A 26,784-nucleotide genomic window follows, 5' to 3' on the forward strand; every position below is an offset into this window, starting at 1 on the left:
CTTGGCACACTATTGAGTTCTCAAACAACAGACACACCCGGCACCACCCAAACCCAACGGTCCAGGATCGCTCCGGAGCAACTTTTCAAACTTACCCGAATCCATGAAGCTTTGCAAACCGGCGTTTCCGCCATTCACAATTCCACAGGGGGTCCCCACCCTTATACAGCGCGCAACATTCCGCGCCATTTTCCAGGCCGTTCATCAGGGGGTCGGTCGCTATCTTTCCGCTTCAGCGGCGGCGACTCGAACTACTCTACACACCAACCCGACCCCATACAAATCGGCCCCCGCAAGCACCTCCCCGCGCCACAAACCCGGGAAATCCGCGGGTTTCAGCCCCTGCGGCGGGGTCAAAGCGCCCAGCCGTTCGACGTCGGACTTCTGTGGAGTGGGTCACAGTCGGAATGCCGGCCCCGCCACGGCGGAGGGTGAAACCAATCCGATCAGCCCGTTGCACGCCGTCGTTCACCTGCCCTCACTCTCTAGGGGCGCGGGCGGGACGGCGTCGGGTGCCGCCGCATGCGGGTCGCCGCCGGGTTCGCCGGCGCCGGGCTTCCCCGCCTCCCCGCCACGCGCCGTCGTCGTCGTTGTCGTTGACGCCGCTGCCTTCGCACCCGAACGGCCCCGCCGCCACAGCGGTTCCAGCTCCGCCACTTCCGCGGCCGTGGCGGTCCCGAACGGAGCGTGGGCCGGCCCCGCGGGAGCCCTGCGCTCCTGGCCGCGGGTGGCCCAAAGGCTTGCGCCGATGGACACGCCGAGGATTGTGGCGATGACGCCCAGCGACAGCGGGGTGGGGATGTAGTAGATGTCGATCTTGAGCAGCATCTTGATACCGACCCAGACCAGCACGAGCGCCAGTCCGATTTTGAGGTAGATGCACCGGTGGATCAGGTCGGCGAGCAGGAAGTACATGGCACGGAGGCCAAGGATCGCGAAGGCGTTGGCGGTGAAGACCAGGAACACCTCGTCGGTGACGGCGAAGATCGCGGGGATCGAATCGACGGCAAAAATGATGTCCGTAACCTCGACCAGGGCCAGGACGGCCAGCAGCGGGGTGGCCAGCACCAGGCCGTTCTTGCGGACCAGGAATTTCTGCCCGTGGAACTTGTCGGTCATGGGCACGTACCGGCGGAAAAGTTTCAGCGCCCGAGACTTCTCCGGCTCCGGGTGGTCGTTGCGCTGGCGGATCATCCGGTAGCCGGTGAAGAGCAGGAACGCCGCGAAGAGGTAGAGCACCCACCCGGCGCTGGCGATGATGGCGGAGCCCGCGGCGATGAAGATGCCGCGGAACACCAGGGCGCCCAGCACGCCGAGGAAAAGCACCCGGTGCTGGTACTCACGGGGCACGGCGAAATACGTGAAGATGATCGCCCAGATGAAGACATTGTCCACCGCCAGGGATTTCTCGATCAGGTACCCGGCGAAGTACTGCTGGCCGAATTCGGCCCCGTACAGCTGCCACACCAGCGCGCCGAATCCGACGCCGAACGCGACCCAGACGGCGGACCACAACGCCGCTTCGCGGACGCCGATCACATGCGCTTTGCGGTGGGCGAACAGGTCCACCGCCAACATCAGGACGATCACGCCAAGGACGGCCAACCAGGCCCACAGAGGAACATTCATCGAAGAGCACCCGCTTCCAGTCAGTCAACACCAACTGGAGGTCTCTCCCGGCCCCAAGGGGCCTGCCCGCCGGGCCGCTCAGGGGCGGCCGTACTGACGACGGAACATTTGGGGGATACTCCCCTCCACCTAAAAAGTGAAACACACTTCACTTCTGCCGACAATGGTCGGCCGAGCATCCCCGTTGCATCCGCTCCCCCGATCTGGCTAGGGTAATTACTAAGCATGCTTAGCGTGTTGTGGGATCCACCCGCCGTCGATGTCCGGCCCTGCAAAAGGTACCGGGCGCAACGCAACCATCGGAGGAGAACTATGACTGACCAGTACACGTTCAGGAACCCCGTTACGGCGTACGAGCAGATCGAGCCGCCCGAGCAGAGCCAGCCGGAGCCCGGCCTGGACGCCAAGCTCACGCCCAGGGCGGATCTGGGCGAGGACACGTACCGCGGCACCGGCCGGCTGGAGGGCCGCAAGGCGCTCGTCACCGGCGCGGACTCCGGCATCGGCGCCGCGACGGCGATCGCCTTCGCCCGCGAGGGTGCCGACGTCGTGATGTCCTACCTTCCCGAGGAGGAAGAGGACGCCACCCGGATCGCGAACCTGATCGAGAAGGCCGGCCGCAAGGCGGTCAAGGTGCCAGGCGATCTGAAGGATTCGGCAGTGTGCCGGGAGCTCGTCGAAACCGCTGTCGAGGAACTCGGCGGCCTGGACATCCTGGTCAACAACGCCGGCAAGCAGGTCGCGCAGAAGGCGCTCGGCGACATCACCGATGTCGAGTTCGACCACACCTACAAGACCAACGTCTACGCGATGTTCTGGCTGACCAAGGAGGCGCTGCCGCACCTGCCGGCCGGCTCCAGCATCATCAACTCCACCTCCATCCAGGCCTACAGCCCTTCGGAAACCCTGGTGGATTACGCCTCCACCAAGGCGGCGATCAACAACTTCACCAAGGGCCTGGCCCAGCAGCTGGCACCCAAGGGCATCCGGGTGAACGCGGTGGCGCCCGGCCCCATCTGGACCCCGCTGCAGGCCAGCGGCGGCCAGCCCACCGAGGACCTGCCGGAGTTCGGCAAGGAGACCCCGCTGGGCCGCGCCGGCCAGCCGGCCGAGCTGGCGCCGGCATACGTGTTCCTCGCCTCGTCCGAGTCCAGTTACGTCATCGGCGAGACGCTCAACGTCAACGGCGGCATGCCGACGCCGTAGGCCCCGTCTCCGTTCACGCCAGTGGGCCCCTCCCGGACTTTCCGGGAGGGGCCCACTGGTGTTTACGACGCCGGCCCGCCCACCCAAGTGCGACGCCGACGCCCGCCCGCTCCCAGCGCTACCGCTCCGGCTGCAGGGCCTTGCTCCACAGCACAGCACCGTTGGCGTTGCGCAGGCTGACGGTGAAGACGTCGTCGGCGCCCAGGTCCACGTGGCCAAAGTACTGGGTTTCGCCGCTGCGCGGGGATTCGTTGGCGTAGGCGCCGGCCTTGAAGAACTTCACCTCTGGCCCGAACGTGCCGTCCAGGGCGTTGGGGCCGAAGCTGCCGGCGTTGATGGGCCCGGCGACGAATTCCCAGAACGGGTCGAAGTCGGTGAACGCGGCCCGCTCCGGCGCGTAGTGGTGCGCGGCGCAGTAGTGCACGTCGGCCGTCAGCCAGACCACGTTCTTAACCCGGCTGCGCTTGAATGCGGAGAGCACCCCGGCGAGCTCGAGTTCCTTGCCCAAGGGGGCGCCGGCGTCGCGGTTGGAGAGCGATTCCTGGTTGACCGGGCCGTCGGGCACCACCAGCCCCAGCGGGAGGTCGTTGGCGATGACCTTCCAGGTGGCCTTGGATTTGCTGACTTCGCGGATCAGCCAGTCGGCCTGCTCCTGGCCCAGGATGTGCGTCAGCTGCCGTTCCTTGCCGTCCGTGTTGGCGTCCTTGTAGGTGCGCATGTCCAGGCAGAAGATGTCCAGCTGCGGGCCGCGGCTGATCTTCCGGTAGATCCGGGCCGGTTCGAAGCCGGTGCCGCCGGCGCTGACCCCGGCGATGGGCTGGTACTCCTGCCAGGCCTGCCGGCCGCGGGCGGCGAGCACGTCCACGCGGCGTTCGGTGTAGCGGCTGTCGGTGAGGATCTGGCCCGGGTACCAGTTGTTGTGGGTCTCGTGGTCGTCCCACTGCGCGATCACCGGGACCTCCGCGTAGAGGGCGCGGACGTTCCTGTCCATCATGTTGTAGCGGTGCCGGCCGCGGTATTCGTTGAGCGATTCGGCCACCTTCGACACTTCCTCGGTGACGAGGTTGCGCCAGATCTTGCCGTCCGGCTCGGTCACCTGCGCGCTGATCGGCCCGTCGGCGTAGATCGTGTCGCCGGAGTGGATGAAGAAGTCCGGCGCTGTGGCGTGCATGGCCGCGTAGCCGCGCATCCCGCCGATCTCCTCGTTGATGCCCCAGCCTTGGCCGGCGGTGTCGCCGCTGCAGACGAAGCTCTGACCGCGGGCGGCGCGGCCACTGTGCAGCAGCCCGGTCTCCGGCGCGGTGCTGAACGATCCCTGCGCGGTCTCGCCGGCGTTGCCGTCGGCGTCCTCGAAGTGCAGGCTCACCGCGAAACGGGTGCCGGCGGGCAGGTGTTCGGCGTTGATCCTGGCGGTGAAGTCGGTCGCCTCACTGGCGGCGCTCCCCCGCAGCACCCGCCGGAAGGCGCGGCCGCCGCGGAGCGGGGACCCGCCGTCGTCGACGGCCAGCAGGTTCGCCACCAGCCGGCCGGGGCCCGACGCGCGGGACCACAGCACACCGGAGCCGGTGGTGACATCGCCGGTGGCGATTCCGGAGGGCAGGGTCAGGCGGTTGCGGACCAGTGCGACGCCGGCGGGCCGGGCGGCGCTGGCCGCTCCGCCCGTTGCGGGGACGACGGCGGCTGCGCCGGCGGCGGCCAGGGCACCTTTGAGGACATTGCGGCGGGTGAAATCAGTCATGGTGCCATCCTTGACTGCCCGCGTAAACCGGTGGTGGCGGGAGCGTGAACAGCGCCGGGCCAATGGATGCGCCCGGCGCTGGTGCCTACCGGAACCAGAGGGTGGGCGGGAAGGCCCGGTTCGCCGACGCGTAGGGTTCGCTCGGCAGGTTGCCGGCTTTCCACGGTTCGTCGGACCGGACCTCCGGGGTGTGGCCGTGGCCGTCCCGCAGGATGGCGACGAACGTGCCGGGGATCGCGACCAGGGCGGATCCGGCGAGCAGGACTGCAAGTACTTCCATGGTGATGCACCTCGGTGGTGGGTGGCGGGTGGATGGCTTCAGTGTCTGCGGGCACCGTGTGAGCAGGCGTGTGAGGACGTTCCGGCGGTAAAATTCGGTATGGCCGACACCTGGATTCGGCTCCTCGGCCCGCCCCGGATCGAACCCCCTGACCCAGCACCCACGGACCTTGACTCCGCGGGCGGGGCTCCCCCGCAACCCCGCGGCCGCAAGGCGTGGGCGGTGCTGGCCTACCTCGCCCTAAACCCGGCCGGCGTTGGCCGCGCGCGGACCGCCGCGCTCCTGTTTCCCGACGCCGCGGATCCCCTCGGCGCGCTGCGCTGGAACCTCTCCGAGCTGCGTCGGGTGCTCGGCGGCGCGGCGATCGCGGGCGATCCCCTGCGGCTGGAGCTGCAGCCGGGCTGGCGCTGCGACGTGCTGGAGCTCCTGGGTTCGGCAGGGGGCCGTGACGTCGATCCGCGCCGGTTCGAGGGCCAGCTGCTGGAAGGCCTGAACTTTGCTGACAGCCCGGTGTTTGAATCCTGGCTCGCGGACCAGCGCTACCGGATTGAGAACGCGCTGCAGTCCTTGCTCTACGACGCCGCGCTGGCGGCGCTGGCGGCCGGCGCCCCGGCGGACGCCTCCGCCCTCGCATCCCGGGCGCTGCAGCGGGATCCGTTCAACACCGACTGCACCGCCGTGCTGGTCAAGGCGCTGGTGGCCCTCGGTGAGCAGCGCCGCGCCCGCGAGCAGGTCACCAAGTTCGGCGAGCTGTACCGCGCGGAGCTGGGGCTGCCGCTGCCCGAGGAGGTCCGCCGAGCGCTGTCGGAACCGGGGACCGCCGCGGATTCCGGCACCCCGGCGAACGCTGCCACCGTGCGGTCCTACCTCGACGCCGGTGCAGCCTCGCTCTCGGCCGGCGCGGTGGACCGCGGGCTGGCGCAGCTGCGCCTCGCCGTCGAACTGGCCCAGCGGGCGGGCGAACGACACCTGCTGGCCGAGTCGCTGGTGACACTGGCCGGGGCGGTCATCCACCAGGCGGGCGGCCGCGGCGCCGAGGTGGCGGACTTCCTACACCGCGCGCTGACGGCGGAGGCGCCCGACGGCGGCTCCCGCACCGCTGCTGCCGCGTACCGGGAGCTGGGCTACCTGGCGGTGCAGCGCGGTGTGCCGGACCGGGCCGCCGGCTGGCTGGAGCGGGCGATGAGGGCCGCGAGGAGGTTCCCGGACGAGCAGTCGAGGATCCTGGCAATCCAGGGCATGCTGGCCTCGGACACCGCGCGCTACGCAGATGCGGTGGCCGCTCTGACCGAGTCGGTGCGGCTCGCCGCAGAGGCCGGGAACCGCCGGCAGCAGGCGTTCGGGGAGGCACTGCTGGGCCGGGTCCACCTCATCCGTGGCGAACTTGGCCCGGCCGGGGCGTGCCTGGACCGGGCCCTGGCCGGGGTGGCCGCGGAACACTGGACGGCGTTCGAGCCGTTCGTGGCCGGGCTGCGCGGCGAGACGTATCTGGCGGCAGGGGAGCTCGAGCAGGCGGCAGCGCTGATCGACCGGTCCTGGGTGATGGCGGAGCTGGCCGGTGACCACTGCTACATGGCCCTCGCGGCCGGGGCCGAGGCGCGGCTGTTCCTGGCACACGGCGATCTGGCCGCCGCCGAACACTGGGTGGGCCGGGGCATGGCGCCCAGCCCGTGGTACCTCTGGTACTCGGCCCGGCTGCTGGACGTGGCGGCGGAAGTGGCATTGGCCTCGGGTTCGCCGCGGGCCTCCGAGTTCGCGGACCGGCTGGGTGCGTTGGCCAGCCGGTCCGGGATGCGTGAGTTTGCCGTGCGGGCGCAGTCGCACCGGGCGGCCCTCGGCGATGCGGGCGCCGCCGAATCCGCGCAGTGGCTGGCGAAGGAGATCGACAACCCGGTGCTGGCCGGGTGGGTGGCGCGGCGGCAGGCGGGGCACCGGGCCGGGTGAGGCGGCCGACGTCGGGCGCTTCCGATGGGGAAAACGGTTGGTGCGAGGCGGATGCTCTATCAGCTTTGGCTGTTCCGACGGGCTCAGACCAGCCATAACTGACAGGGCATCGGCAGCAAGGCAGCCTTCACGCGTGCGCGGTTTCCACGAACGGGACCTGGCCGGCGTACTGCTGGTAGAGCTTGACCGCTTCGTCGACGTCGATGTGGCCGATGTCCAGGGAGACGGCGAGGCTTTCGAGCTGGGCGCTGCAGGTTTCGGCGGCGCTGACCCGGTCCGCGACGGAACGCGAGGTGGCGAAGTTGGTGGACAGCGCGGCGGCGACGGAGAGGATCACGGCCAGCAAGCACAGCACCCGCCAGACGATCGAGTCCTCGCTGAGCGAGAGCAGGTTTGCCGTGGCGTGGGTGAATCCCGTGCCGCCCACCGCGGGGCCGGCGGTGAGTGCAGCGGCCAGTCCGCTGCCCACAATGCTGACGTTGGAGAGCCGGTTCCGGCGGGGCCGTTCGCGGGCCAGGTAGGCGCGGACGGCGCGTTGCTTCTCGTCGATCCGGTCGGACAGTTTCTGCCGGGCGTCTGGTGATTCGCTCATGATCCTTGTGCCAGCTTCCCTCGCCAATCCCTGGGGGCCGCGTGGTGGCGAACGCGGACAGCAACAGGATGCTCCCGCACGTGGACGGTGTCTAGGCCCCAACTGACTCGCAGTTGTTGTCGTTTTGGGGCCTCAAAACGACAACAACCGCGAGCTACTTGGGCACGCTTGGCACATCCGGGTTAAACAAAAGCAGGGCCCGTCCGAAGACGGGCCCTGCTGGAAACCTAACGGTTCCGGGTATCTAAGGAAATTAGATAGCCTGGATGTTGGTGGCCTGAGGACCCTTGGGGCCCTGCTCGGTTTCGAAGGAGACCTTCTGGTTCTCTTCGAGGGAGCGGAAGCCCGAGGAGTTGATCGCGGAGTAGTGCGCGAAAACGTCCTGTGAGGAGTCATCGGGGGAAATGAAGCCGAAGCCCTTTTCAGCGTTAAACCATTTGACGGTACCAGTAGCCATTATTTTTGTCCTTCGTGAAGGTGGAGGAACTGTCCCGACTTTCGGGTCCTCCTGTTTGGGGTGCTCAAAACCGCTGCTTCAGAAGAACACGGGCTTTCGACCGTGCGTACTGCCTGAACTACGAACTGCATAAACACAACAACAAGAACTACTCTACAGGACGGATGGGCGGAGGATTACCACTCGTCATCATCGGCGCCCTTTGGGACGCCCCCGCCGCGCGCCTACCTACGAGACGGATTGCCGCGTCCGGCCGAGGTCCGCTGCCGACGACGTCGTTCCCACCTCGTGCGCGATGCCCGGTTTCGCCGGGGGATCCGCGCGGTCGCGGCGGCCGCCGAGCCGCCTCTCCACGGCCCGTCCTGCGGCTATGGAGAGGCGCTGGGCGGGCTGCTCCACGAAGCGGTAGAACAGTTCGGCCACCGCGAACGAGGCAACCGCGGAGACGGCGAGCGCCAGCGGAAGCGAGACTGACCGTAGCAGGGTGACGCCGGCCAGGATGATCGGCAGGTGCACCAGGTAGAGGCTGAAGGAGATCCGGCCCAGCCATTGGGCAACGGCGGTGTCTCCGAGCTTCTTCGCGGAGCCGGACAGCAGGAACACCAGGACGAGCAGCGTCGCGCCGACCGTTACCAGCGCCTCGACGCCGTCGACCGGTTTGGCGGGGCTGAACCATTCTGCGTTAGCCAGGACCAGGCCGGCGGCGGTGACAGGCAGCCAGACGAAGCGCGGCCACGAGCGGGTCAGCTCGCGGATCCGTTCGCGTTCGGCACCGAGGATCGCGCCGATGGCGAAAATGGGCAGGTAGATCAGCCAATCGATGTGCTGCACCGCGCCCACCGCGGCCAGGGCCACGACGATGCCGAGCTTCAGGTGCCAGAAGCGCCGCCAGCGGAGGGCACCGAAGACGTACACCGGCAGCAGCAGGGAGAACAAGATCTCCCACCGGAGGGTCCACAGCGGGGTGTTGATGGTGCTCGCGCCCAACAGAAGCAGGCCGTCCTTGGCGACCTGGCCCACGCTGGGGTCGGTGACGTACATGTTCGCCCAGGAGCTTTGCAGGGAAGACACTGTGCGTGGGATAGTCACGACCAGCGCGACCGCCACGGCTAAGGCCGCCCAGGCTGGCAGGTAGAGACGCAGCAATCGCTTGGCGTAGTACGTGGTCCAGCGGGTGGCCTTGTCCCCGCGGGTGAACGGCAGGATCAGGACAAAGCCGGACAGCACAAAGAAGACGTGGACCGCGGGAGTGCCGTTCCAAAGGACGTGCAGCGGGGAAAATACCGCCCAGTGCCCCGCAGCGTCGAGTGGTGCGGACCGGTCATCGAAGACCACATTCCCGATTCCCGGGAGCGTGGAGAGCAAATGGCAGGCGATGACCACCAGGGCGGCTATCCCGCGGAGGCCGTCCAATTGGGTGACTCGTTTTTGACCAGACTGATTCGGCATCAGCCCTATGTTACCAGTTCGTTACACTGGGGCGGGTGGCTGGTGTTAGCTCGCAGGCATGGATTCGCGCCCTCGCAGTCTGGTTCCCGACGGAAAATTCCCGGGCACATCCTCCCGGACACGCAGCGACATGGCCTCTGAAACCGGGCGCTTTCCGGGTAATGACTACTCGTGACACGGGATCACCGCGCCTATAACTTGAGCTTCACTCGGTACGGGTCGAGGTACAGGTGCCAAGCGGGGAGGCAACCATGCGTAAGGGTGCGACACTGGCCTCCACTGCGCAGGCAATCGAGGCGGCCGCGCTCCGCGGCCCAGTCCGCAAGGGCCCCACACCGATATCCGAGAAAATACTTTTCAACTATGCCACCGTTGCGCCGATGAGCCGGGCCGCTTATGAAGCCGCACGCACATTCATGGCGGATTTTTACCTCTACGGGCCCCCCGAAGTGCTCTACCAATACGACACACTGGCAGACGACATGGCCACCGAAGCCGCCCGGCTGGTCAATTGTGCGGCTGAAGAAATCACGTACCTAAAAAATACGACCGAGGGCATCATCATGGCGAGTGAGGCCCTGCCGCTGCAGCGGGGCGATGAGGTACTGGTGCTCGGCAACGAATATCCCGCGAATCTGCTGCCGTGGTTGCGCAAGCGCCACGACGGCGTGACGGTGAGGGTAATTACGGGCCGCGACAATGAAGGCGCGTTCCTGCGTTTGCTCGAGAGCATCGGCCCGCGAACAAGGGCCATAAGCATCTCCTCGGCCCAGCAGTACGACGGATTCATGCCGGCCCTCGGCTTACTTTCGCGCAAGTGCCGCGGCCTGGGCATCTTCCTGGTTGTCGACGCCGTCCAGCACGTTGGTGCGCGGAGGATTGATCTAACCAGGACCCCGGTGGACATCCTGGTCTGCGGCGGCCAAAAGTATCTGCGCGCCGGCATGGGGATCGGCTTCATGTACGTCAACCGGAACGTCATGCCCCTCCTGCGTGACAGCAAAGCGGGCATTCGCAGCGTGGAACATTTCGACGAGAATTCCTACGTGCTCAAAAGTACGGCCGCCCGGTTTCAGGATGGGACCCAAAATGTCAGCGGCCTGGCGGCACTCCATGCAGCGCTCCGGGAAACCAACGCCATCGGGATGGGCGCCATCGAACAGAAAAACCTTGAGCTCCTGGCGGGGATCAAGGGTATTCTGCACGAACACAACCTGGACTTCATTGATCACGGCACGCATCAAAGCAACATCGTCTCGCTACGCATCCCTGATCCGGCCGGCCTATGCGGATTCCTGACGGAACGGGGCGTCTACCTAAAGCCCATCCAGGACGTGGCCCGACTCTCCTTCATCCACGAGTCCAAGCTGGAAGACGTCGAGGTTTTGGCCCGGCTCGCCCGAGAATTCCTCGACGGTAGCAGAAGCTAGCGTTCGCGCGGGTGATCGCGGGTGATCGCGGGTGACGCCGCCAGTAACGCCGCCAGCGAGCGGGGCCGGGGCGGTATGGGCAACGGTTCAGCGGGCGGGGCCGGGGCGGTGCGGGCGGCCACGGGCTTAGTGGGCAGGGTTAGCGGGCAGCGGCTTGCCTGGGAGACCAATTAACTCTTGGCATGATGATGGACGGCTCGATGTTGTCTTTGTAGCGGCGCGTGAACTCGAGCATGGCGGCCAATTCCGCCTGCAGCCGGGCCTCCAGGTCCCTGTGACAGGCCCTGATTGCCTCATGCACTTCCACGTGGGGTTCCAGCTTGCCGGTCGCTTCCTGGCGGGGGTTGGTGACATGCTCGATTTTGACCGAGGAATCGATTTCTGCGAGTTTTTGGGCTATTTCACCGACACTCAGACGATGGGTGAAGTTGTGCACCATCAGGTGTTCACCGGCCTCGACGTCGAGGTCGATCAACTTGAGGAAGTTGTCGACCGTGTCGGTCAGGCTGATCAGGCCGGTCTTCTGGGTCCCGTCGCCATAAACAGTCAGGGGATGGCCGACGACGGCCTGGCAGACAAAGCGATTGATGACCGTGCCAAAGACGGCGTCGTAATTGAATCTGGCGGCCAGTCCGCCACGCTCAGGTGAATGGTTTTCCGGAACTGTCGCTCCAAAGATGGTGGCTTGCTGGACTGTCATGACCTTCAAGCCCCACATTTTTGAACAAAGGTCATCGATCAGCAGGTCAGTGATCTTCGATTGATGGTAAAAGTCGGTGGCTTGCATCGGAAGGAAGCTTTGCAGGACCTTGTGCTGCCGGCCTTCATGTTCGAAAGCGAAGTCGTGCTTACCGAGCGGGACCGCATCGGTGTCGGTGGCCATGTAGCAGCCTCCGGAGCCAAGCTTGATGTATTTAGTGGCTCTGCTCAGGTGCGCGATAGCCCACAGCACGTTGAGGTGGCCGACGATATTATTCGTAAAGGTGGCTGCCGCATTCTCCGCACTGCTCATTGAGAACGGCGCCGAGGGCTGCTGGGCGCCGTTGATGACGACGGCGGGCCGGTACTTCGCAATTACCTTCTCAACAGCCTTCGGGTCCAGGAGTTCGACATTCTCGAATGAAAGATTCTGTTTCCCGAAGATCCGTTCATATTCGGCGATGCGCGCTTCGGGGCTCCGGAGTGGCACCAGGACCTTGGCCCCAGCCTCTTCTTCCCAGCGGCGCTTGATGAGGTTATCCACCAGAACCACCTGCCGGCCGGTGCGGTTGGCCAACGCCAGTCCCAGCGTCCAGCCCAAATACCCGTCACCGCCAAGAATCATGAGCATATTGTCGTTCGTCTCAATCATGGCTGACCCCATGAAAATCACGCTTTCCGCTTTTACAAAATGCATGAGTGGTTCCGTAATTCGAGAACGTAGAGCAAACACTGCCCATGAGTCAATGCTTTGGGTCAGCTCACGGTGCGGCTTCCGGCTGGTCGCACGGGAGTAGTCCCGCAGGATTCACTCGCCCTGCTGCTCCCCGGAGCAAATTCCGCCGGATGGAGCAATCCGCCGCTCAATGTCCTCCGAATTGCTGGCATAAGCATCGGAACGGCCGAACCACAGGTCGCTCCCTCACCGCAAGCCCGCACCCAAGGAGCCAGCATGACAACCACGACCCACAACCGGACCGCAGCCCGCACCACCGTCCAGAAGGCGAGCCTCGCCGTCGGCGCCGTCTTCCTGCTGGTCGGCATCCTGGGCTTCGTCCCGGGCATCACCACCAACTACGAGTCGCTGCAATTCGCCGGCCACCACTCCGAGGCCATGCTGCTGGGACTGTTCCAGGTCTCGGTCCTGCACAACATCGTCCACCTGCTCTTCGGCGCCGCCGGCCTGCTGCTGGCCCGTACCGCCACCGGCGCCCGCTCCTTCCTGCTCTACGGCGGTGTCATCTACCTGGTCCTGTTCGTGTACGGCCTGGTAGTTCCCGAAGATTCGGCCGGCGACTTCGTGCCGCTGAACAGCCTGGACAACATCCTGCACCTGGTGCTCGGCGCCGGCATGATCGCGCTGGCAGTCATCCTCACCAAGGGCCGCGCCAAGGCACACGCCTAAGCCAGCGCCGCACGGAGCACCGCGCCTCCACGACAACCGTGCCCGCCGGAACCCGGCGGGCACGGTTGTCGTGTCAGGTCTTGTCACGCAGTTAACTGCGCATTCATGTCTTCCTTGGATTGGGTCAATCCGGCGTGAATAGCGTGGCGGGCATGGACAACATTTCGCGCAGATCCGTTCTTTCCGCCGGCCTCGGAGCGGGGCTCGTCGCCGCCTGGCCGGGGGCCGCCGTCGCCGTTTCCACCGCGGACGACGCCGGTCTCCGCACCGATCCGTTCCGGCTCGGCATCGCCTCCGGCGAGCCGTGGCCGGACGGTTTCGTGATCTGGACCCGGCTGGCGGTGGACCCGGTGGCCGGGGACGGGCTGGGCGGGATGCCCGCACGCAACGTCGCGGTGGCGTGGGAAGTGGCGGAGGACGCAGGCATGCGCACGGTGGTGGCCCGCGGCGTCGAGCACGCCCGGATCGAGACCGCGCACTCGGTGCACGTGGAGCTGAAAGGCCTGCGGCCGGGACGCGAATACTTCTACCGGTTCCGCACCGGCCGGCACATCAGCCCGGTGGGCCGGACGCTGACCAGCCCGGCACCGCACGAGGTGCCGGCGGCGCTGGCCATGGCGTTCGCCAGCTGCGCGCAGTACGAGCACGGTTACTTCACCGCCTACGCCCGGCTGGCCCAGGACCACCCGGACCTGGTGCTGCACTTGGGCGACTACCTGTACGAGTACAAGAAGGACAGCTACGTGATCGGCGGCAGCAACCCGCGCGACCACGCAGGACCGGAGACGGTGAACCTGGCCGGCTACCGGCAGCGGCACGCGCAGTACAAGGCCGACGCCGACCTGCAGGCCGCGCACGCCGTGGCGCCGTGGCTGGTGGTGTGGGATGACCACGAGGTGGACAACAACTGGGCGGACGACGTCCCGGAGAACCGCGATGCCGGGCAGCTGAACGACACCACCCAGCACTTCCGGCAGCGCCGCGCCGCCGCGTTCCAGGCCTACTACGAAAACATGCCGCTGCGGCGCTCGTCCGTGCCGGCGGGTGCCGACATGAAGATCTACCGGAAGCTGCAGTGGGGCCAGGTGGCCAACTTCCACATGATGGATACCCGTCAGTACCGCGACGACCAGCTCGCCGGCGACGGCTGGCGGAAGAACGTTACCGAGCGCCTGGCGGAGGACCGCACCATCACCGGCGCGGAGCAGGAGAAGTGGCTGCTGGAGGGGTTCCGGAACTCCACGCAGCGCTGGGACATTCTGGGCCAGCAGGTGTTCTTCGCCGAGCGGGACCGGAACCAGGCACCGGAGATCGACGACGTCTCCATGGACGGCTGGGACGGCTACGCCGCGTCACGCCGCCGCATCACGCAGGGCTGGGTGGACGCGGACGTGCGGAACGCCGTCGTCCTGACCGGCGACGTGCACCGCAACTGGGCCAACGACGTCAAGGTGGACTACAAGGAGCCGGCCTCCCCCGTGGTCGGCTCCGAACTGGTGTGCACCTCGATCACCTCGACCGGCAATGGCACCGGCTCCACCACGGACGCCACGATGGCCTGGAACCCGCACCTGAAGTTCTACAACGACAACCGCGGCTACGTGAACACCCGCATCACCAAGGACGCCATGACCGCCGCCTTCCGGACGCTGGACTACGTCACGACGCCGGGCGCACCGGTGAGCACGAAGGCGTCGTTTGAGATCCGGGACGGGGTGCCGGGGCTGCAGTAGCGGGGGCAGAACACCGGCGGTCTGTACCGGGCGCGGCCCCGGGCATATCCTGCAGAAAGACCTGTTCAATGGCCCCCATTTCCGGGAGGTACGCATGGAAATGCCCAAAGCGTCCGACGCCGACAAGGAGCACTTCCGCTCGCTGATTCCGGACCATCCCGGGGTGGTCATCAAGCCGATGTTCGGAAACCTCGGGGCGTTCGTGAACGGCAACATGTTCGCCGGCTTGTTCGGCTCCACCATTGGCGTGAAGCTTTCCACTGCGGATCAGGCGGCGCTCGAAAGTTCGGAGCGGACCGTTCCGTTCGGCCCGGCCGAGCGCCCTATGGGCGGCTACACCGGATTGCCGGAGGTCTGGAACGGCGACGGCGGCGGCACCGGCGAGGAGCGCGCCAGGGCCTGGGTGGAAAGGGCGTTCGAGTATGTGGCCGGGCTGCCGCCTAAGGCCCCGAAGGCGGCCAAGGCCTCCAAGGCACCGAAAGCGCCGAGGAAGTAGCCATTCCCTCCCCCGGCGCGGGACCTGTCCAGTCGGCCGACACCCTGGTGGTCGGCGCGGGGCAGGCCGGCCTGGCGACCAGCTGCTGGCTGAGCCGGTACGGCGTCGACCACTACGTGTTGGAACGGCGGAGGGAGCTGGGCGGTGCCTGGCAGGACCGCTGGGATTCGTTCTTCCTGAACACCCCGAATTTTTCGTTCCTGCTGCCGGAGCTGAGCTACGACGGTCCCGAGCCGGACGCCTTCCTCCCCCGGGATGAGGTGATCAGACTGTTCCGCGACTACGCCGCGCGGATCAAGGCGCCGGTCCGGCTCGGCACGGAGGTGACCCGGGTCGGCGTCGTCGACGGCCGCTTCACGGTGGAGACCAATCAGGGCCGCTGGCTCGCGCGGAACGTGGTCCTCGCGAACGGCGCCTTCCAGCGGCCGCGTTTTCCGGCGTCGGCAGGCAATCTCCCCGGGCACATCCGCCAGCTGCACAGCCACGACTTCCGCAACGCGCAGCAGCTTCCCGACGGCGCCGTGCTGGTGGTAGGCACCGGGCAGTCCGGCGGGCAGATCACCGAGGACCTGCTCGATGCCGGCCGAGAGGTCCACCTGTCCGTCTCCACCTGCCCCGACGCTCCGCGGCGGTACCGCGGCCAGGATGTTTTCCAGTGGATCCTGCAGGTCAACCTCCACGGCCCCGAATTCGGCATCAACGGCCTCCAGGCGGACCATCTGCCGTCACCGGCCGCGCGGTTCATGTGCAACCCGCTGATCTCCGGCAACGGCGGCGGCCATGGCATCCACCTCCGCGACCTCGGCCGCCGGGGCGTCCGCCTGCACGGTCGGTTCGAGGGAACGGACGACGGCGGCCTCGTCTTCAGCGACGATCTCCCCGCACGCCTCGCCCTGGTGGAGGCGGGGTTCCGCGAGCGCCTTGGGCGGATGGCCGACGCCTACATCGCCGCGGCAGGCATCGACGCCCCGCCCGCGGAACCCGCGCCGGCGGACGAGTGGCTGCCCGCAGACTCGGGGGCGCGGCTCGACCTGGCAGCCGAGGGAGTCACCTCGGTCATCTGGTGCACCGGCTACGGCCTGGACTTTGGCTTCCTCGACGCGCCCGTGCTGGACAAGTGGAACTACCCGCGGCACCGCCGGGGCGTCACTGAGGTCCCGGGTCTCTATGCCGTGGGCCTGCCCTGGCTCACGAAGCACCTGTCGGCCACGCTGTCGGTGGTGGGCGACGACGCGAAGTTCGTGGCAGAGCACATAGCGGGGCGGTGACGGCGTGCGCTACCTCCGGGTGGCCCCCGGTCCGGCGGCGCAGACCTGCGCCTGAAGCTCGGCGTCCCGGAAGGCCTGGTCCCAGTCGTCCTTGTCACCGGCGACGACCCACCGGCGCTGGACCGACCACCGGGACAGATAGGCCGGCGCCGGGGCGGGGCGCGGGATAGCGCGCGGGACGGCTGGAGCGTTGTGGTGGAGCTTGGCTGCCGGGGCGGCCCGCGGGGCGACGCGGTGCCGGGTGCGTACATGTTTGACGATCGCCACGGTCACCACCAGCGCGAGGACGAACAGCCACGTTGCGGCGATCACGTAGACCACCACGGCCAGAAACAACAGGAACCCAAGAATTCGTGCCATGGCAGCATTGTTCCAACCCAGACCCGGGATGGGAACACCCGACTGTTACCCGGCTCAGAAGCTCTCCGCCGAGCCAGCGTCAGGCGGCGCCATGGGGCCCCGGGAGCCGTGCAACCCGCAGCGTTGCCGGAGACCGCATAGTCCCGGCAACGCCCGGCGCACCGCACAGGGCCCCGGCCCCTACGGGTGCACCAGCACCTTCACGGCCGTGTCCTTGTGGTTGATCAGGGTGTCGAAGCCCTGTTCCACGAGGTCGTCGAGCGCGATCCTTCCGGTGATGAAGGGCTTGAGGTCCACCTTGCCCTCCTGCACCATCCTGATCACGGCGGGGTGGTCCCGGACGTAGGCGATGGTGCCGCGCAGGTCGATCTCCTTCAGCACCAGCTTCTGCATGTCCACCGTGGCGGGCGCGCCCCAGATGGACACGTTGACCACCACTCCCCCGGGCCGGACGGCGTCGAGCATGGTGTCCAGCACCGCGTTCACGCCGGCGCATTCGAAGGCGACGTCGGCGCCGGTCCCGCCGGTGAGTTCCAGCACCCGGGCCGGAACGTTTTCCAGGCTGGGGTCCAGCACGTGGTCCGCCACCCCGCTGGAGAGGGCCTTTTCCTTCCGGGCCTGGGTCAGTTCGCTGATGATCGTCGTCACGCCCATGCCCTTGAGGACGGCCGCGGTCAGCAGCCCGATGGGGCCCGACCCGCCCACCAGGGCCACGTCGCCGGCCTTGGCGCCGCTGCGCGCCACCGCGTGGTGGGCCACGGAGAGCGGCTCGATCAGGGCCGCCTCGTCCAGCGGGATGTCGCCGATGGGGTGCACCCACCGCTGGTCCACCACGATCTTTTCGCTGAGCCCGCCACCGCCGCCGGAGAGCCCGATGAAGCCCATCTGCCGGCACAGGTGGTAACTGCCCGCCTGGCACATATCGCAGTCGCCGTCCACAAAATACGGTTCGACGACGACGTTGTCCCCCACCGCGAGCCCGTCCACGCCTTCGCCCACCTCAGAGACGGTCCCGGAGAACTCGTGCCCCAGGGTCACCGGCGACTCCTCGTGCGAGAGCGGGTGCGGGTGCCCAGGCGCCGGGCAGAAGATGGGGCCTTCCAGGTATTCGTGCAGGTCAGTGCCGCAGATCCCGCACCACGCGACGTCGATCTTCACCGCGCCGGCCCGGAGCTCCGGCTCCGGGACGTCCTCGATCCGGATGTCCTTGCGGCCATGGAAACGTGCTGCCTTCATGATGGTCCTTCCAATCAGTGGAACGGATATGGGGTTTCACCGGGCCGGCCGGTGGCCGCCGGTTGGGTCCAGCCGGCGGCCGCCGATTGAGCCCGGTCAGCGGGTGTGGTGACTTGGCTGCAGTTCGTAAACAGGCGTTTCGAGTCCTTCCATCCGGGCCTTCAGCTGCAGGGCCAGATAGGCGGAGTAGTGCCGGCTCTGGTGCAGGTTGCCGCCGTGGATCCACAGGCTGGGTACATTGGTCGGCTTCCACATGTTGCGCAGCTCACCCTCCCACGGACCAGGGTCCTTTGGCGTATCGGAGCCGTATCCCCAGCATTTTCCTACTTTGTCCGCGATTTCGGGAGAGACCAGGTCCGCCAGCCAGCCGTTCATCGAGCCGTAGCCGGTGGCGTAGACAATAAGGTCCGCCTCCAGCTCGGTCCCGTCGTCCATCACGACGGCGTTGCCGGTGATCTTGGCGACCTGGCCGGACTTCAGCTTCACCCGCCCGTCGATGAGCAGCTGGGAAGCGCCGACGTCGATGTAGTAGCCCGAGCCGCGCCGCAGGTACTTCACGAACAGGCCGGACCCGTCCACGCCGAAGTCCAGGTCGAAGCCGGCGGCCTCGAGCTGGGAGTAGAACTCCGCGTCCCGCTCGGCCATCTGCTGGTACACCGGCACCTGCGCCCCGGGAAGCACCCGCATGGGAAGCGAGGCGAACAGCAGGTCCGCCTTCTCGGTGGTGATGCCGTTGGCGAGCGCCCGCTCCGAGTAGAGATCACCCAGGGCCAGGTCCATCAGCGACTCGCTGCGGGCGATGTGGGTGGAGGACCGCTGCACCATGGTGACGTCGGCGCCGTGCTCCCAGAGGTCCGCGCAGATGTCGTGCGCTGAGTTGTTCGAGCCGATCACCACGGCCTTCTTGCCCGTCCAGTCGCCGCCGCCGGGGTGTTGCGAGGAGTGGCGCTGCTCGCCGAGGAAACTCTCGGCGCCGTCGAAGGCGGGGATGCTCGGGTAGCCGGAGACGCCCAGGGCAAACACCAGCTGCTTGGGCCGCAGCGTCACCGGTTCGCCGTTGCGGACGACGTCGACCGTCCATTCCTGCGCGCCGTCGTCGTACGCCGCTCCCACGCACTCGGTGCCGGACCAGTAGTTCAGCTCCATGATCCGGGTGTAGTGCTCCAGCCAGTCGCCGATCTTGTCCTTGGCGGCGAAGACCGGCCAGTCGTCCGGGAACTTCAGGTACGGCAGGTGGTCGTACCAGACGGGATCGTGCAGGTGCAGGGACTTGTAGCGGTTCCGCCAGGAGTCGCCGGGGTTCTGGTTCTTCTCGATGATGATGGTGGGCACGCCGAGGCGCCGCAGCCGGGCGGCGAGGCCGATGCCGCCCTGCCCGCCGCCGATGATCACGCAGTACGGCTGCTGCTCGTAGCCGAGCCGGGCCTCCTGCTCTTCCTTCAGTTCCAGCCAGGACCGGCGGCCGCGGACGATCTGGTGAGCCACGCCCTGCTCACGGCGCGGGCCTTTCTTCTCCTCGAAGCCCTTCAGCTCCTGCATGGTGGTCAGCAGCGTCCAGCACTTGCCGTTCCGCAGCCGGAGGTGGCCGTAGCCGCGGGCGTCGCCGGTCTCGAACGTGATCCAGGCTTCCACGGCGTCGGCGTCCCCGGTGGCATCCTCCGCGAGCGCCCAGCCCGCGGGCTGTACGCGTTCCAGTGTCGCTTCCAGCATGCGTCGGATGTCCGCCTTACCCTCGAGGGTCTTCAGGTTCCAGGTGAACGCCACGAAGTCGCGCCAGTAGCTGTCATCCTCGAAAAGCTCCAGGGCCGCGTCCAAGTCGCGCCGTTGCAGCGCGTCATCAAAGGACGCCAGCCAGGCCTGCGCGGCAGCGGTTGGTGTTCCGGTCATCTCCACTCCTTTGTGATGTTGCCAGGTGAGCCCCGTCCCGCCGGTACCCTGCGATATGCTGGGGCGAGCGTGAGCTGCATCACCATTGGAGCGCGCCGGGGGTAACAGCGGCGTTACACGCCCACCGGTCCGGCACTGCCGCCGACTGCGGGGAGGAGCTGAGTGGACTACGGCCTGAGGTTCTCTGACCCGGCACGGTATGCACGGACCCTGCGCCGCGCACATGAACTCGTCATCTCCGGCGTCCCGCGCCCCGAAATCCCCGCCAGCCTGGCCGATTCATGGCACCGGGCCATGGCCTTGGGCATCAGCCCGGACCAGCACAGCCCGCGGCACCTGCACGAGGTGTCCGAGGTGCTGGAGCTCCGGCGGGAGCACCGGCTGCAGCGCGTGATGCCGGCCCTGCATGAGCTGCTGGCCGACGATTCGCGGAGCGGCCGGCACTTGCTGGTGTTGACCGATGCCAGCGGCGAGATCCTGTGGCGGGTGGGCAGCCCGGCCGTCCTGCGGCAGGCTGACCGGCTGGAGTTCCTGGAAGGGGCCGACTGGTCCGAGGCCGGGATCGGCACCAACGCCATCAGCGAGGCCCTGGTCACCGGTAGCCCGGTGCAGCTGTTTTCCGCGGAGCACCTGGTCCGCACGCACCACGAGTGGGCGTGTTCGGCGGCGCCCATCACGGATCCGGCCACCGGGCGGGTGCTGGGGGTGCTGGACGTCTCGGGGCCGCTGGACACGATCAGTGCGGACACCCTGCGGATGGTGCGGTGCGCCGTGCGGGTGGCGGAGTCGCTCCTGGGGACGCCCGACGGCGGGACGCACGACGGCGGGACTTCCGCGGGTGCGCCGTCGGGCCCGGGCGGGCAGCGCCCCCGCGAGCGCCTGCGCGGCCCGGTCGACTCGCCGCCGAGGGCGGCGGTGGCGTCCCTGGAACTGCTGGGCGACAAGCCATCAGCGTTGATGGCCGACGGCAGCCGCGTGCCGCTGACGCCGCGCCGCGCCGAGATCCTGGCGCTGCTGGACTCCCGCGCGCAGGGCTGGGCGGCAGAGGAGCTGGCCTACGAACTGCACGGCGACGCCGGGACTCCGCAGGCCATCCGCACCGAGATGTTCCGGCTCCGGTCGCTGCTCGGCGAGGCGGTGCTGTCCAACCCGTACCGGCTGGCCGCGGACGTGGCCGGACGGTCCGACTCGGGGCGGGTGCTGGGGCAGCTGCGCGAGGGCCGGGTGGCGGAAGCGCTGGAATCCTACCGGGCTCCCCTCCTCAGCCGGTCCGGCGTCCTAGCGGTCCAGCTGCTCCGGGACCAGTTGGACCTGGCCGTGGGATCGGCCGTGCGCGCCAGCGCCGACCCCGGGCTCCTGATGCGCTGGCTCTCCACGGACATGGGATCCGCCGACGCCGAGGCGGCGGAGGTCCTGGGAGCGCTGCTGGGTCGCGGGGACCCGCGGTACCTGGCGTTCCGCGCCTCCGCCGGCGCCTGACCGGGCCCGGAGACAGGCTGCCGGGGCTGGTGGCGAAGTAGAACCCATTGGCCGAACGGACGAGGCGGGGGCCGCGCAACAGGTTATTGACCGCCGTATGGGGCGGGGGTAATTTACGAGTAGCCGTGCTGTAACCCGTTGAGACGAGGGCGAACCCCGTCTCGGAATCACGCCAAGGCAACCCGCGTAACGATGCTGGGTTGCCAAGGTGCATAAGGTCTCCGCCGCTGTGGAAGCCTGCGGCATAGGCTTTTGCCCTCCACGACCCAGGGCCCCATCGGCTGCTAAACCCATTACCCGGCACGACCCAGCGGCCGTGCCCAGTTGCCCGGGCATGCCCGGCCCGGGTGAATCGGAGTACACGGTGGACAACAGCTCTTTCCAGGCCCTCCAGGAGAAAGTGCGGGGCCACGTCATCACGAGCGATCACGCGGACTACGACACCGCGCGTGCCGTCTTCAACGGAATGATCGACAAACGCCCCGCAGCCATCCTGCGCGTGTCGCAAGTCGCGGACGTCATGGCAGGCGTGAACTTCGCGCGGGACACCGGTTTGGACCTGGCCCTGCGCGGCGGCGGCCACAGCGCACCCGGGTTCGGGACCTGCGACGGCGGCCTCGTCATCGACTTCACTGGCTGCCGGGGCGTGCGCGTGGATCCTGCCAATGCGACAGCACGGGCCGAAGCCGGAGTGACGTGGGCGGACTTCAACCACGCCACGTGCGCCTTCGGCCTTGCCACCACCGGAGGCATCATTGGATCAACGGGTGTTGCTGGTCTAACCCTCGGCGGAGGCATCGGCTACCTCGCCCGCAAGTACGGACTCTCGTGCGACAACCTGAAATCCGCGGACGTAGTGACCGCCGACGGGAAGTTCCTCGTCGCCAGCGACACACAAAACGAGGACCTCTTCTGGGCGCTGCGCGGCGGGACCGGCAACTTCGGCGTCGTGACTTCCTTTGAGTTCAACCTGCACCCGGTGGATGTTCTCTACGGCGGAGTGATCATCCACCTTCTGGAGCACGCCGACGCGGTGGCACGGCTCTACCGGGATTACATCGCCACCGCACCGGAGGAAATGGGAGTTTTCCTGGGCTTCCACCAGGGGCCGCCTGTCCCCTTCCTGCCTGAGGAATATCACGGGAAGCCCGTGGTGGTGCTGGTGGGCGGCTGGGCTGGCCCCCACGACGAAGGGGAGCGTCAATGGCAGCCGTTCCTCGACGTCGCGCCCGCCGCCGGTTCCTTCCTGGGCCCCATTCCGTACACGGTGCTAAATACACTCTTCGACCCCATGTATCCCAAGGGCCTGCAGGCCTACTGGAAGTCCGCGTTCCTGCCCCGCCTGAGCGACGACGTCGTCCGTGTCGCTGAGAAGTTCGGCGAGGCCATTCCGAGCGTCCAGACGGCCAACCACTTCTATCCCATTAACGGTGCCGTCCAGCGGGTCGGGCGGGACGCGACCGCGTTCCCCTACCGCGACGCCGACTTTGCAGTGGACATTGCCTGCCACTGGGAGGATCCGGCCGACAATGACGCCAATAGGAAATGGGTGCGCGACTACTATGCCGAACTCCACCCCCTCGGATCCGGCGCAGGCTACGTGAACTTCCTCGACGCCGACGACCAGCCACACATCGAGGACACCTACGCTGGGAACTACGCCCGCCTCGCCCAAGTCAAAGCCAAGTACGATCCCGGCAACCTCTTCCACATCAACCAAAACATCAAACCGGCGGGCTGACACTTCCAACAACCCGGCGAGTGCATGCGGTTGGTGCGCCGGGTGGGTCACCGGTTCCCAGGAGCTGAGCATGCGGGAGCAGCAGGACATTGTTGTCATCGGCGGCGGTCAGGCCGGGCTCGCGATGAGTCGGGTGCTGCAGCAGCAAGGCCGCGACCACGTCGTCCTGGAGCGCGGGCGGGTCGGTGAGCGCTGGCGGACCGAGCGATGGGATTCCCTCCGCTTTCAGTTCCCGAACTGGACCCTGCAGCTGCCTGGCTACGCATATCAGGGGCCCGATCCGGAGGGGTTCGCCCACTACCGCGGGATTCTCAGTCTCCTGGAGGACTATGCGGGGCACCTGGCGGCGCCCGTGCGTGAACACGCCGAAGTCCAGGGTCTCGCGGCGCTTGGCGGGGACGAGGGCTTCGAGCTGTCCCTGGCTGACGGCTCCATCCGCGCGCGGAACGTCGTCATCGCGACGGGGCCCTTTCAGCTTCCCCGGATCCCCGCCGTGGCGCACGAGGTCCCACGATCGGTCCTGCAGCTCGACCCCACGCGCTACCGGCGTCCCGAGGCCCTGCCGGAAGGTGCCGTGCTCGTTGTCGGCAGCGGCGCCTCCGGCACCCAGATGGCCGATGAGCTGCTCCGTGCCGGACGCCGCGTCTACCTCTCGGTTAGCAGGCACCGGCGCGTCCCGCGGCGCTTCCGGGGCAAGGACGCCTACTGGTGGTTCGACGCACTGGGCCGCTTTGCGCAAACCATCGACAGCTTTCCCGAGCGTCAGTACCCGCCGTCGACGGTCGTGACAGGGGTGAATGGCGGCTACGACGTCGACGTTCGCAAGCTTGCGGCAGCCGGCGCGAACGTGATTGGCCGGGTCACCGGAGCGTCAGGCGGCGAGCTGGGGGTGCAAGCCAACGCGAATCAGATCCTCGATGAGGCCGATCAGGCGTACGCCGGCTTCGTGGCTGCAGCCCGGGACTTCATCACCAGAGGCGGTGAGGATGGGTTCGCCGAGGCGGATTCGGGGGAACCAGAGCCTCTTCCCGGTGTACAGGAGGTCGAGTCGCTGAGCCTCCCGGCGGAAGGCATCACCACTATCATCTGGGCGACGGGGTACGGCTACGACTACGGCTGGGTCAGGATTCCGGTGTTCGATGCCCGCGGCCGGCCCGCCCAGCAGCGCGGCGTCACCGCCGTTCCGGGCCTGTACTTCCTTGGGCTGCACTGGATGCACACCTTCAAGTCCGGCCTGCTCTCAGGTGTGGGCGACGACGCCGAATTCCTGGCCGATCAGATGTCTCGGGGGCGCCCTCCCTACAGGTAGTCCCCGGCGCGTTCGCGGGCGATTTCCAGCAACGTGGAATGGAAGGCGACCTCTGCCGGGGCGTAGACCTTGTCCTGGCGTTGGGCCAGGAGTACCCGCCGCAGGGGCGCGGCCTCGCCGAGGCTGATCACCCGGACGTCCGGGTGCTGCAGGGCCACGGCCGTCTTCGGCACCATGGCCACGCCCATGCCGACACTCACCATCGCCTGCGCTTCCTGGTAGTCGTTGGCCAGGAAGCCGATGGTCGGTTCGAAGCCGGCTTCATGGGCGGAGCGCTGCAGCACTTCGACGACGGGGTGCGCTTCGGCCCGCACGATCCAGGATTCCTTGCGGAGCTCTTCCATCCGGATCTCGTCGCGGTCGGCTAGCGGATGGCTGCGGGACACCAGCAGGACCGTGCTTTCCTGGAAAACCTCCGTGATCCGGATGGAATCGTCGTGAAAGCGGTTCCAAGGGTAGTCCCACAGCAGGCACAGCCCGGTCACTCCGGACTGCAGGTCGCTCACCAGCTCATCGAACCGCGCGCTGCGGAGGGACAGGCCGATCGCCGGGTACCTCTTCTTGAAGGCCCGGATGACAACCGGCAGGAACGAGCCGGCGAGCGTCGGAAAGGTGCCAACCGTCAGCGAGCCCCGCTTGAGGCCGGCGATCTGGTCCAGGTCCGACTGGGCGGCGCGCATCTGCCCGATGACCTTGCGCGCGTGCCCGGCGAGGACCTGCCCGGCCTCGGTGGGCACCACTCCGCGGGAGCGGCGGTTCAGCAGCGGCTGGCCGACTTCCTGCTCAAGCTTCCTCAGCTGCTGCGAAACGGCGGAGGGCGTGTACATCATCAGCTCGGCCGCAGCGGTGATCGACCCCTGCTCCACCACCTCCACCAGCAAGGCAAGGCGCCGAATGTCGAACAATTCCCGATCAGGATCGTTAAGCAACGCTATGCCCTTCTGTTGAATCCGTTAATTCTATACATTCACGCTCTCTTCCGGGGGTGAAGCGAACAATTTCCGACGGCGGCACTCCGGTAGGCAGGATGGCCTGAGCTTCAAAGACAATGAATGAAGCATCACTACAGTCCCGTGCAGAAATCCAACCTTGTCTTCATTTGTGATCTGGATCAATCTCGAATCAAGCCCTTGAACACCATTGGGGCAGATCTATGCAGAACCGAAGCTAGGAACAGACCATGAAGATCGAAGCGGAGTGGATGCGCGGAGGCACCAGCAAATGCTGGGTCTTCGAAACAGGCCAGCTGGACGAGACCGGGATCAGCCCGGACGTGCTGCTGCCCCGGCTGTTCGGCAGCCCCGACCACCGGCAGATCGACGGCGTCGGCGGCGCCACCTCCACCACCAGCAAGGCGATGATCCTGCACCGCCACGCCGACGCCGGCGTCGACGTCGAGTTCACCTTCGCCCAGGTGGGCATCGAGGAGGCCGCCGTGGACTGGGGCAGCAACTGCGGCAACTGCTCCGCCGTCGTCGGCCTGTACGCGATCGAAAAGGGCTGGGTGGTTCCCGACGGCGACGTCACCCGGATCGTCACCCGGAACACCAACACCGGCCAGGTCATCATCCAGCGGGTGTCGACGCCAGCCGGCGCCCTGCCGATCGTCCCGCAGGCCCAGATGCCCGGTGTCCCGTTCCCCGGCTACCGGGTGGGGCTCGGCTTCCTGGACCCGGCCGGCAAGACCACCGGCAGGCTGCTTCCCACTGGTTCGCCGACCGACACCATCGTCGCCGGAGGAACCCGCTGGACTGTCTCCATGGTCGACGCCGGAGCGCCGGTCGTCATGCTGCGCGCCGAGGACCTGGGTCTCGACCCGGAGCGCTACGGCAGCTGGCCCGCCGGGCTGGAACTGCAGCTGGACACCCTGGAACACATCCGGCGCCAGGCAGCCGTGCGGATGGGTCTCGCATCGGCTCCCGGCGAAGCCGCCCGCGCCGTCCCCAAGGTCGCCGTCGTGGGGGCCCCTGCCCCGTCCGACGCCGACAGCGACGTCGCCGTCGTCATGCTCTCGATGGGCAAGCCGCACCCGGCCCTGGCCATCACCGGGAGCATCGCCCTGACCCTCGCGGCCCGCACCCCGGGCACGCTGCTGAGCGATATCACCGGCGGCACCGTTCGCCCCACCCTGCGGCTGCGCACCCCGGCAGGGGTGATCGAAACCTGGAGCGAGGAAAGGGACGGGCAGCTGCTCGTCGGCGTCGACCGCACCGCCCGCACCATCGCCACCACCACCATCCACCTTCCCGAGGCCCTCGGCACCGCCGTCGGCGCCTCCTTTGCCAGCGCTACTCGATGAGGAGAAAGCATCATGACTAACATCGCAGAAAAGACTGCAGAACAGACCACAGAAGAGACGGCCGTACAGACCGCCGCCGGCGACACCCGGGTGGCGCCCTCCGGGCGTCCTGACCGCCGTCGCCGTATCCTGCTGGTGACGGTAGCC

The 26,784-nt window shown here is 67.4% G+C and carries 22 protein-coding genes; 11 read left to right on the forward strand and 11 right to left on the reverse strand.

Annotated elements, in window-relative coordinates; all coding sequences use genetic code 11:
- Positions 1 to 468: 468 nt before the first annotated feature.
- Entirely contained in the window at positions 469 to 1,629 is a 1,161-nt protein-coding gene (locus tag AC1DB8_RS11060) for a TerC family protein (RefSeq protein ID WP_476893038.1), read from the reverse strand.
- 312 nt (positions 1,630 to 1,941) lie between these two features.
- Here AC1DB8_RS11060 and AC1DB8_RS11065 point away from each other — a divergent pair, with 312 nt between their 5' ends.
- Positions 1,942 to 2,835, forward strand: coding sequence for a glucose 1-dehydrogenase (locus AC1DB8_RS11065; protein WP_476893039.1), 894 nt, complete (start codon positions 1,942 to 1,944; stop codon positions 2,833 to 2,835).
- A 118-nt stretch (positions 2,836 to 2,953) separates the two neighbouring features.
- Here the strand turns inward: AC1DB8_RS11065 and AC1DB8_RS11070 are convergent, their stop codons facing one another.
- Together AC1DB8_RS11070 and AC1DB8_RS11075 are read right to left on the reverse strand one after the other, a co-directional pair.
- A complete protein-coding gene (locus AC1DB8_RS11070; RefSeq protein WP_476893040.1) occupies positions 2,954 to 4,573 on the reverse strand; it encodes an alkaline phosphatase D family protein in 1,620 nt (539 codons plus the stop codon).
- Between the two features lie 85 nt (positions 4,574 to 4,658).
- Entirely contained in the window at positions 4,659 to 4,853 is a 195-nt protein-coding gene (locus AC1DB8_RS11075; RefSeq protein WP_441419460.1) for a hypothetical protein, read from the reverse strand.
- 99 nt (positions 4,854 to 4,952) lie between these two features.
- Here AC1DB8_RS11075 and AC1DB8_RS11080 point away from each other — a divergent pair, with 99 nt between their 5' ends.
- Positions 4,953 to 6,797, forward strand: coding sequence for an AfsR/SARP family transcriptional regulator (locus tag AC1DB8_RS11080; protein ID WP_476893041.1), 1,845 nt, complete (start codon positions 4,953 to 4,955; stop codon positions 6,795 to 6,797).
- Between the two features lie 127 nt (positions 6,798 to 6,924).
- Here AC1DB8_RS11080 and AC1DB8_RS11085 read toward each other — a convergent pair whose 3' ends face one another.
- From AC1DB8_RS11085 to AC1DB8_RS11095, 3 genes are all read right to left on the reverse strand, one after another.
- Positions 6,925 to 7,389 carry a hypothetical protein gene (locus AC1DB8_RS11085; protein ID WP_476893042.1) on the reverse strand — a complete coding sequence of 155 codons (465 nt, stop codon included), beginning with the start codon at positions 7,387 to 7,389 and terminating at the stop codon, positions 6,925 to 6,927.
- A gap of 253 nt (positions 7,390 to 7,642) precedes the next feature.
- The gene (locus tag AC1DB8_RS11090; protein ID WP_011690916.1) at positions 7,643 to 7,846 is read right to left on the reverse strand and encodes a cold-shock protein; all 204 of its coding nucleotides are present in this window, start codon (positions 7,844 to 7,846) and stop codon (positions 7,643 to 7,645) included.
- A 228-nt stretch (positions 7,847 to 8,074) separates the two neighbouring features.
- On the reverse strand, positions 8,075 to 9,295 hold the full coding sequence (locus AC1DB8_RS11095; protein ID WP_441419463.1) for an acyltransferase family protein: 1,221 nt from the start codon (positions 9,293 to 9,295) through the stop codon (positions 8,075 to 8,077).
- A 251-nt stretch (positions 9,296 to 9,546) separates the two neighbouring features.
- Between AC1DB8_RS11095 and AC1DB8_RS11100 the strand changes: the two genes are divergently transcribed.
- Complete coding sequence (locus AC1DB8_RS11100; protein WP_441419464.1) at positions 9,547 to 10,725, forward strand: aminotransferase class V-fold PLP-dependent enzyme; 1,179 nt, start codon at positions 9,547 to 9,549, stop codon at positions 10,723 to 10,725.
- 139 nt (positions 10,726 to 10,864) lie between these two features.
- Here AC1DB8_RS11100 and AC1DB8_RS11105 read toward each other — a convergent pair whose 3' ends face one another.
- Complete coding sequence (locus tag AC1DB8_RS11105) at positions 10,865 to 12,121, reverse strand: NAD-dependent epimerase/dehydratase family protein (RefSeq protein ID WP_441419465.1); 1,257 nt, start codon at positions 12,119 to 12,121, stop codon at positions 10,865 to 10,867.
- A 255-nt stretch (positions 12,122 to 12,376) separates the two neighbouring features.
- Between AC1DB8_RS11105 and AC1DB8_RS11110 the strand changes: the two genes are divergently transcribed.
- The 4 genes from AC1DB8_RS11110 (at position 12,377) to AC1DB8_RS11125 (ending at position 16,326) form a co-directional block, all read left to right on the forward strand.
- Positions 12,377 to 12,829 (forward strand): DUF4383 domain-containing protein, encoded by a 453-nt coding sequence (locus tag AC1DB8_RS11110; RefSeq protein WP_441419466.1) that lies wholly within the window; start codon positions 12,377 to 12,379, stop codon positions 12,827 to 12,829.
- Positions 12,830 to 12,981: 152 nt separating this feature from the next.
- A complete protein-coding gene (locus AC1DB8_RS11115) occupies positions 12,982 to 14,562 on the forward strand; it encodes an alkaline phosphatase D family protein (protein ID WP_441419467.1) in 1,581 nt (526 codons plus the stop codon).
- A gap of 94 nt (positions 14,563 to 14,656) precedes the next feature.
- Positions 14,657 to 15,058, forward strand: coding sequence for a TfoX/Sxy family protein (locus AC1DB8_RS11120; protein WP_441419468.1), 402 nt, complete (start codon positions 14,657 to 14,659; stop codon positions 15,056 to 15,058).
- 47 nt (positions 15,059 to 15,105) lie between these two features.
- Positions 15,106 to 16,326 carry a flavin-containing monooxygenase gene (locus tag AC1DB8_RS11125; protein ID WP_441419469.1) on the forward strand — a complete coding sequence of 407 codons (1,221 nt, stop codon included), beginning with the start codon at positions 15,106 to 15,108 and terminating at the stop codon, positions 16,324 to 16,326.
- A gap of 9 nt (positions 16,327 to 16,335) precedes the next feature.
- Here AC1DB8_RS11125 and AC1DB8_RS11130 read toward each other — a convergent pair whose 3' ends face one another.
- The 3 genes from AC1DB8_RS11130 to AC1DB8_RS11140 all read right to left on the reverse strand — a co-directional run bounded on the left by AC1DB8_RS11130 (position 16,336) and on the right by AC1DB8_RS11140 (position 19,809).
- On the reverse strand, positions 16,336 to 16,686 hold the full coding sequence (locus AC1DB8_RS11130) for a hypothetical protein (RefSeq protein WP_476893043.1): 351 nt from the start codon (positions 16,684 to 16,686) through the stop codon (positions 16,336 to 16,338).
- A gap of 180 nt (positions 16,687 to 16,866) precedes the next feature.
- The gene (locus AC1DB8_RS11135) at positions 16,867 to 17,922 is read right to left on the reverse strand and encodes a 2,3-butanediol dehydrogenase (protein WP_441419471.1); all 1,056 of its coding nucleotides are present in this window, start codon (positions 17,920 to 17,922) and stop codon (positions 16,867 to 16,869) included.
- A 96-nt stretch (positions 17,923 to 18,018) separates the two neighbouring features.
- Positions 18,019 to 19,809: an NAD(P)/FAD-dependent oxidoreductase gene (locus AC1DB8_RS11140; RefSeq protein ID WP_441419472.1), complete on the reverse strand. Its 1,791-nt coding sequence runs from the start codon at positions 19,807 to 19,809 to the stop codon at positions 18,019 to 18,021.
- A gap of 162 nt (positions 19,810 to 19,971) precedes the next feature.
- Here AC1DB8_RS11140 and AC1DB8_RS11145 point away from each other — a divergent pair, with 162 nt between their 5' ends.
- From AC1DB8_RS11145 to AC1DB8_RS11155, 3 genes are all read left to right on the forward strand, one after another.
- Entirely contained in the window at positions 19,972 to 21,288 is a 1,317-nt protein-coding gene (locus tag AC1DB8_RS11145; RefSeq protein ID WP_441419473.1) for a GAF domain-containing protein, read from the forward strand.
- 364 nt (positions 21,289 to 21,652) lie between these two features.
- Positions 21,653 to 23,029: an FAD-binding oxidoreductase gene (locus tag AC1DB8_RS11150; protein ID WP_441419474.1), complete on the forward strand. Its 1,377-nt coding sequence runs from the start codon at positions 21,653 to 21,655 to the stop codon at positions 23,027 to 23,029.
- A 70-nt stretch (positions 23,030 to 23,099) separates the two neighbouring features.
- Positions 23,100 to 24,338: an NAD(P)-binding domain-containing protein gene (locus AC1DB8_RS11155; protein WP_441419475.1), complete on the forward strand. Its 1,239-nt coding sequence runs from the start codon at positions 23,100 to 23,102 to the stop codon at positions 24,336 to 24,338.
- Here the strand turns inward: AC1DB8_RS11155 and AC1DB8_RS11160 are convergent.
- A complete protein-coding gene (locus AC1DB8_RS11160; protein ID WP_441419476.1) occupies positions 24,329 to 25,267 on the reverse strand; it encodes a LysR family transcriptional regulator in 939 nt (312 codons plus the stop codon). The genes AC1DB8_RS11155 and AC1DB8_RS11160 overlap by 10 nt on opposite strands.
- A gap of 251 nt (positions 25,268 to 25,518) precedes the next feature.
- Between AC1DB8_RS11160 and AC1DB8_RS11165 the strand changes: the two genes are divergently transcribed.
- Positions 25,519 to 26,637 carry a PrpF domain-containing protein gene (locus tag AC1DB8_RS11165; RefSeq protein ID WP_476893044.1) on the forward strand — a complete coding sequence of 373 codons (1,119 nt, stop codon included), beginning with the start codon at positions 25,519 to 25,521 and terminating at the stop codon, positions 26,635 to 26,637.
- Positions 26,638 to 26,784: the final 147 nt, after the last annotated feature.

It is taken from the genome of Arthrobacter sp. 10N410, assembly GCF_056394945.1.